The organism is Streptomyces sp. ISL-99, from assembly GCF_018614005.1.
Lineage (GTDB): Bacteria > Actinomycetota > Actinomycetes > Streptomycetales > Streptomycetaceae > Streptomyces > Streptomyces flavidovirens.
On sequence record NZ_JAGGPC010000089.1, the window covers coordinates 1 to 5,843 of the forward strand.

5 protein-coding genes and 1 pseudogene are annotated in these 5,843 nt (G+C 66.5%); 4 read left to right on the plus strand and 2 right to left on the minus strand.

The annotated features are described in order from the left end of the window. Window positions 1-818 precede the first annotated feature (818 nt). The 4 genes and pseudogenes from J7E91_RS36595 to J7E91_RS37475 form a co-directional block, all read left to right on the plus strand. Window positions 819-1,007 (plus strand): hypothetical protein, encoded by a 189-nt coding sequence (locus J7E91_RS36595; protein WP_308377556.1) that lies wholly within the window; start codon window positions 819-821, stop codon window positions 1,005-1,007. Between the two features lie 54 nt (window positions 1,008-1,061). Continuing rightward, the gene (locus tag J7E91_RS34410; RefSeq protein WP_251016700.1) at window positions 1,062-1,754 is read left to right on the plus strand and encodes an ABC transporter ATP-binding protein; all 693 of its coding nucleotides are present in this window, start codon (window positions 1,062-1,064) and stop codon (window positions 1,752-1,754) included. 207 nt (window positions 1,755-1,961) lie between these two features. Next, window positions 1,962-3,962 (plus strand): ABC transporter permease, encoded by a 2,001-nt coding sequence (locus tag J7E91_RS34415; RefSeq protein WP_308377557.1) that lies wholly within the window; start codon window positions 1,962-1,964, stop codon window positions 3,960-3,962. Between the two features lie 166 nt (window positions 3,963-4,128). After that, window positions 4,129-4,305: pseudogene (locus J7E91_RS37475) on the plus strand (DnaB-like helicase C-terminal domain-containing protein); the annotation flags it as partial. Window positions 4,306-4,507: 202 nt separating this feature from the next. Here J7E91_RS37475 and J7E91_RS34420 read toward each other — a convergent pair. Further along, complete coding sequence (locus J7E91_RS34420; RefSeq protein ID WP_214911207.1) at window positions 4,508-5,290, minus strand: DUF6193 family natural product biosynthesis protein; 783 nt, start codon at window positions 5,288-5,290, stop codon at window positions 4,508-4,510. 126 nt (window positions 5,291-5,416) lie between these two features. After that, the coding region (locus J7E91_RS34425; RefSeq protein ID WP_374224826.1) for a hypothetical protein at window positions 5,417-5,843 on the minus strand (427 nt) is incomplete at its 5' end.

The window sequence follows — 5,843 nt, forward strand, 5'->3', positions numbered from 1 at the left end:
ACCAACCTCCGTGGACAGAACACCTAGTCGCATCCGACCCACGACATGGTGCTGCCGCTTGGTCGGGACGAGGAGCTGTGGTCTTCCCCCTGGCGGGCCGATATGCCCCCAAGACTCGGTAGCCCACTGCCGTCGACTAAGGCAGCTGTCGGCGTACACGGAAAAGTAAAAGTGCTCAGCCGCGTACGGATGAATGCGCTCGACCAACGCGCGGCTACAGACTGGATCACCATGCCCCGGAACGAAAAATTCCGATCACGAGGGCCAAATGCCACGGACTGGCGTTCCGTGGCCAGTTGGAGTGCTGGCTACTCCCCATACCGAAGAGTTACCGCCGCACCCGTATCCGGGGCCGTCCACAACTGATCCGGTGCGGAGGTAAACCGGACGGGCACGTCTGCCTTGATTTGCCGTCCGTGGCGGGTCCGGGGGTGCGCGCCAAAGCGGCACCCTTGCTGTCTGTTGAGGGATCAGACGCCCTCAGCTCACGCCGAATTGGTTGATCGTTTAATCTCACCGGACCCGTGTTAGCTTCACTCCTGGCCCTGACATGACCAGCAGGGCTCACAAAAGAAAAAACGGGAAAAAAACAGTGCGTAAGTTGGCAACAGGTGTCCTCACGGCCGGTCTCTTCGCCGTCGGGGCGGGGACCGCGTTCGCAGCCTCATGGCACAACATTCCGACGCTCAGGACCGGCGGCGCGGAGTTCAACTCCGGCCAGTACAAGTTCCTGCCCCCCCGGCCGACAGACCCATGGGGCCTTCCAGTGGAAGGGCAACCTGAAGGACGCCAGCCACGGCGATGGCCACAACGTCTACGTGCAGGTCAAGGTCGAGGGCTACAGCTGGAGCCGCTTCAACGGGAAGCAGCGGAAGTCCGTTCCTCTGAACAAGCTCACCTATGACGGCGCGGCTCGCTACACCAGCGACGGCTACATACGCGTATGCCGTGACCGGGGTTCGCTTCGCCCCGACAACTGCTCCGTGACCAAGCACTACCAGAGGTAGGCAGTACACCAGCAAGGCGGGCCCAGGTGCGCGCCACCTGGGCCCGCTCGCTTCTTGGGGGAAGCCATCAGTACGTCAGACCTTCTTTCCGCCGACGGAGTTGACCTCTCCTACGGCACCCAGTTGGCCGTCAGCGGCGCTTACCTCTCGGTTGCCCGCCGTGAGGTCGTAGCCATCACCGGGCAGAACGGCTCGGGAAAGTCCTCGCTGCTGTATTGCCTGGCGGGCGTGCTGCCCGCCACGAGAGGGCAGATCCGGTTCGACGGCCAGTTGTTCGGCCGCCTTAGTGACGACGAGATCAGTACGCTCCGCCGCGAACGCTTCGGTTTCGTCTTCCAGTACGGTGAGCTGCTTCCCGAGCTGACCATCGAAGAGAACACCGCGCTGCCGCTGCGCCTGGCCGGGCAGCGCAAGCGTCCCGCACTGGCTGCAGCCGGTGAGGTGCTTGAGCGGCTGGGACTCGGCGAACTGCGCGAACGCCGCCCCTCACAGGTGTCGGGGGGACAGAGCCAGCGCGTGGCCGTCGCCCGCGCTCTGGTCCACCGCCCGGCCGTCGTCTTCGCGGACGAGCCGACCGGCTCCCTGGACAGCGCCAACGCCTCAGCCGTGCTGAAGGAATTCCTCAGCCTGGCCCGGTCCCAGGGCACCGCCGTCATTCTGGTCACGCACGACCCCGCCGTCGCCGCCCAGGCAGACAGCCATTACACGATGTCCGACGGGCTTCTCTCCGCTCAGGGGGCGGCGTGAAGGAGTTTCTCCTCGGCCTGCGGCTGCTGTTCGGTGCCGGCCGGGGCAACCGCGTACGTTTCTTCCTGATGGCGGCGGGCGGCTCCATCGGGGGTGTGCTGTCTGGCCCTTGTCCTCACCATTCCCTCGATTCTCGACGCGCACGACGGGCGTGCCGCGGCCCGCGAACCCAGGACGGCCTCCGCCGGGCCGGCAGAGGCGACCCTTTTGCTGCAGCGGTCGGACCCGTACGGCTCGAAGGCATTCACCCGCGTGTTCATCGCCAAGGGCGCCGACAGCCGGGAGCACGTCCCGCCGGGGATCAGCAAGATCCCGGGCCCTGGTGAGGTGTGGGTCTCCCCGCGCGTGCACGCCCTGCTGCGGGACGAGCCCGCAGTCAAAGGTCTGCTGCCGGGACGCGAGAAAGGCGTGATCGGCGCGTCCGGTCTCGCCCACCCCGACGAGCTGTACGCCTACATCGGCACCACCCATGAGCAGATCGCCGACGAGGCACGTGTATTGAAGGGGTTCGGGTACGGGTATGCCCCGTACCCGGCCGTCGAGCCCTCCACCCTCACCAACCTCCGCTTCGCCCTGGGCACACTCGTCCTGCTTCCGCTGGGGCTGAGCGTCAAGGGCACCCAGCGCGTGAACGCCGCCGAGACCGTGGTCGCAGCCCTGCTCGGCGCCCTCCTCGGGCTCGGCGAATACTGGGCCCTCAACCAGGTGATGTCCCGCACGGGACTGCCCGGCCTGAAGTGGTATCCGGGTGATGGCGCCCTGTCCACGACGACCATCGCCATCTGCCTGATCGGCTGCCCGGCCCTCGCCTGGTTCGTCGGCCGGGCCAGCGCACGTGACGCGGCTGCCAATCCGCTGGCAGTGCGGCGCACCGCGGCACCCAAGCCTCCGTCGAAGTGGGGCGGCCTGCTGCTGGTAACCGGCCTGGGTATCGTGACCGGCTACTGCGCCACCGGCCTCACCACACACCCCGCTTCGAACACCGGCGTGAACGCGCTGCTGGTCCCGGCCGGCGTTCTGTTGACCGGTATCGGGCTGGTGCTCACCCTGCCGCTGATCTCGTTCACCCTCGCGCGCAGGGTGGCGAGGTCCACGCAATCCCTGACCCTCAACCTGGCGATGCGCCGCAACGAGGTCGAGCCGGGCAGCACCATGCGCGTCGTCACCGGACTTGTGCTGCTGGTCTACGCCGCCTCACTCGCCCAGGGCATCCTGATCGAGCTGAAACAGGTCACCCGCCCGCACGCCCCCGCGCAGGACTACGCCATTTCTCTGTCCGGCCTCACCGCCAAGCAGCAGCTCGCTCTCGCGGACGTACCGGGGGTACGCGCACACGCCCTGACCGTGGAGTCCTGGGCCGACCCCAACCAGTCAGGCTCGGAGGTCCAGCCTTGGGCCACCGCACTGGTCGCCACCTGCGCCCAACTGGCCGCATTTGTGCAGGACTCGCAGGGCTGCGTAGACGGCAAGGTGCTGCGGCTCGTCGATCCCAACTCCAGCACCGACCCGGGCGTAGGCCCCGGCACCTCATTCCTCTACCAAGTACGGGAGGGCGGGAAGAGCAAGACCCTGGACATCAACCTCCCCTCCGCGCAGATCACTTACAAGGCGTACGCCCCGTCGGCGGTCGGCTCAGCGGCTGTCCTCGTCCCTCCCTCCGCGCTGCCCGCGCAAGCCCGCCCGCAATCGGCGCAGTTCGTCCTCACCAGCGACTCCGACCCCGAGGCGGTGCGTCAGGTACTGGACGGCATCGGATCAATCGCCCCGACTGCCGAGATCGACACCATCGGAATCAACATCAACGGCCTGCAGCAGATCATCGTCATCCAGACCCTGTTGGCCCTCGGCATGATCATGGGCCTGGTCATCGGAGTAGCGGCCTTCCTTGTCTCCGTCACCGACCGTGCCGTCGAACGGCGTGCACAAGTCACCGCCATCACTCTGATCGGCGCCCGTGCAAGGACCATGCGAGCCGTCCAATGCGCCCAGGTGGTACTGCCACTGAGCATCGGACTCGCACTGGCACTCGTTGCCGGCAAACTCGCCGAGTCCAGCTACCTGATCACCGGAGGCGGCGAGGTCTTCTGGGACATCTCCGGCATCCCCTTGCTCGCCATCGCTACAGCGGGCGTGGTCGCAGCGGCCGCCGCGGGTTCGCTGCCACTGGTCGGCCGACGCATCAACCCTGAGCTCATCCGCCGCGACTAGCCACCCATACATCCCCATATCGGTCACTGGCCGGCTGGTCCGAACCCCACCATGCGCCTCTGGTGGGGTTCGCCCATTTGTTGAGGTCTGGGCACCAGGCGGGACCGCGCCTGGACGGAGCGCGGCGCTCTCAGGGGCCACCCCGGTCCGGAGCGACCCGTGCTGGATGCACGACAACGACTGGATCCGCCTCGCCAAACGCATCCCCGAAGTCGCCGAAGCACCGCTCTACCTGCAAGACGACCCCTGCTCCAGCTTCACCGAGCTCCGCGCGGCACGGCGCCTGCACCGCCTGCACGGGCTCAAGCTCATCGCCGTCGACGATGTACAGCAGCTCCACTACGGCACCCGTCCCCTCGGATCCCGCTACGAAGAGGTCCCCGAGATCGCCCGCGGCCTCAAGTTGAGTATCGGGACGTGGCAACCGGCCAGGTCCGACGACAGCATCGTGATCTCTGCACCTTTCAGGACCTCCTCGACGCCATCGAGGCCATCCGCGCATGGATCCAGACGAAGGGCGGGCGGCTCCCGGACTGGTGATCTGATTAGCCGAGTTGCTGATTGCGCAGATCGTTGGCGGTGCCGGCGACAGATGGACCGCAGTCGGCCGGCAGACCGCCTATCACCAAGGCGATGGCGTGCTCAGCCGTGTCTGCCTCGCCGATTATTGTTCCCCGGTCGGGGCCGCAAACCCGATAGCGTCCGTCGCTCAGCGGGTCGACGAACGGCACCTCCCATGAGTACGGGAAACCGGTGCAGGTCGTGAAGTGAAGTGACCAGTGGCTGGTGAACGGATACAACTGCCGCAGCTTCGGTTCGGCCGACGCCGTCTCGGCGAGCGCCAGTGTCTGGCGGGCGAGGTCGAGCCGATCGGCCTCCTGGCGCAAGTCCTCCAAGAGGAGCCGCCACTGCACGGTGACCGCTTCGGCCGGACCGCGTTCATGCGCTTCGGCCAGTTCGCTCACCTTGATGAAGGGGGCAGCCTTGTGGATCTCGCGGAGCCTGGCCCCGTTTCGCCAACCTGCCGCGGCTCGGGCCAGCTCTTTCAGATCGGAGGTCGAGCCCGAGAGCAGCTGAACGCCTTGGCACAGGCCGTTGATGTTGAACCAGCGACTCTCCGCCCCGATGAAGATCCAGCAGGGGTCCCTGTCAGGAGCTGTGCTGGTGACGCCGGCTGTGCGCAGTGGGTCTGAATCGTTGCTCAGCACCGGATCCAGGGCGAGCCCCTGCTCGGCAGCTGCCAGCTCCAGGGCCGCGGCGAGACTGCCGGCAGCCGCAAGATCCGGATAGAGATCGGGGTTGGCGGGGCGGGAGGTTTTCGAGGCCATCGCCGGAGTCTGCCGTCTGCGCTGAGGGGATGGCCACCCGCGTGAGACGGATCATCGTGCAGAACGGTGAGACTGGTGGCAGAGCTACGGGTCGCCCGAGGACCGCGAGGCCCTGTCCGTCGGTGTTCAGGCCGAGGCATCCAGACGGTGAAAAGCGCCGTCGAACTCTCCCGATCCGAGCAGGTTGGCGATCACTGTCACCGTCCCTTGGATGCCCGGAGCCCGCACGATCAAGCCGTCAGAGCACCAGAAGCACTGGCCATCTGCTGCTTCTCCGGTCTCTTCCCATTGCTTCATCAGCCGGTCGACCTCGGCAAGGGTGAAGATCGTCGCACTCCAGCGCGAGCCATCAGGGAGATGAACCTCAACATCAACGTTGCAGACTTCGTCGAGTACCTCATCAGGGCCGGGGAGGAACAGCGCCTCGAACCCTTCGGCGCGGACGCGGTAATAGGGGGCGTCCCACCCTTCTTCGGTCTGGCCTCGCACATGCTGGTCACCGCTGGAGCATCCCAGCACGTCGGACGGTCGTCTAATACTGCAGCCGCAGTTG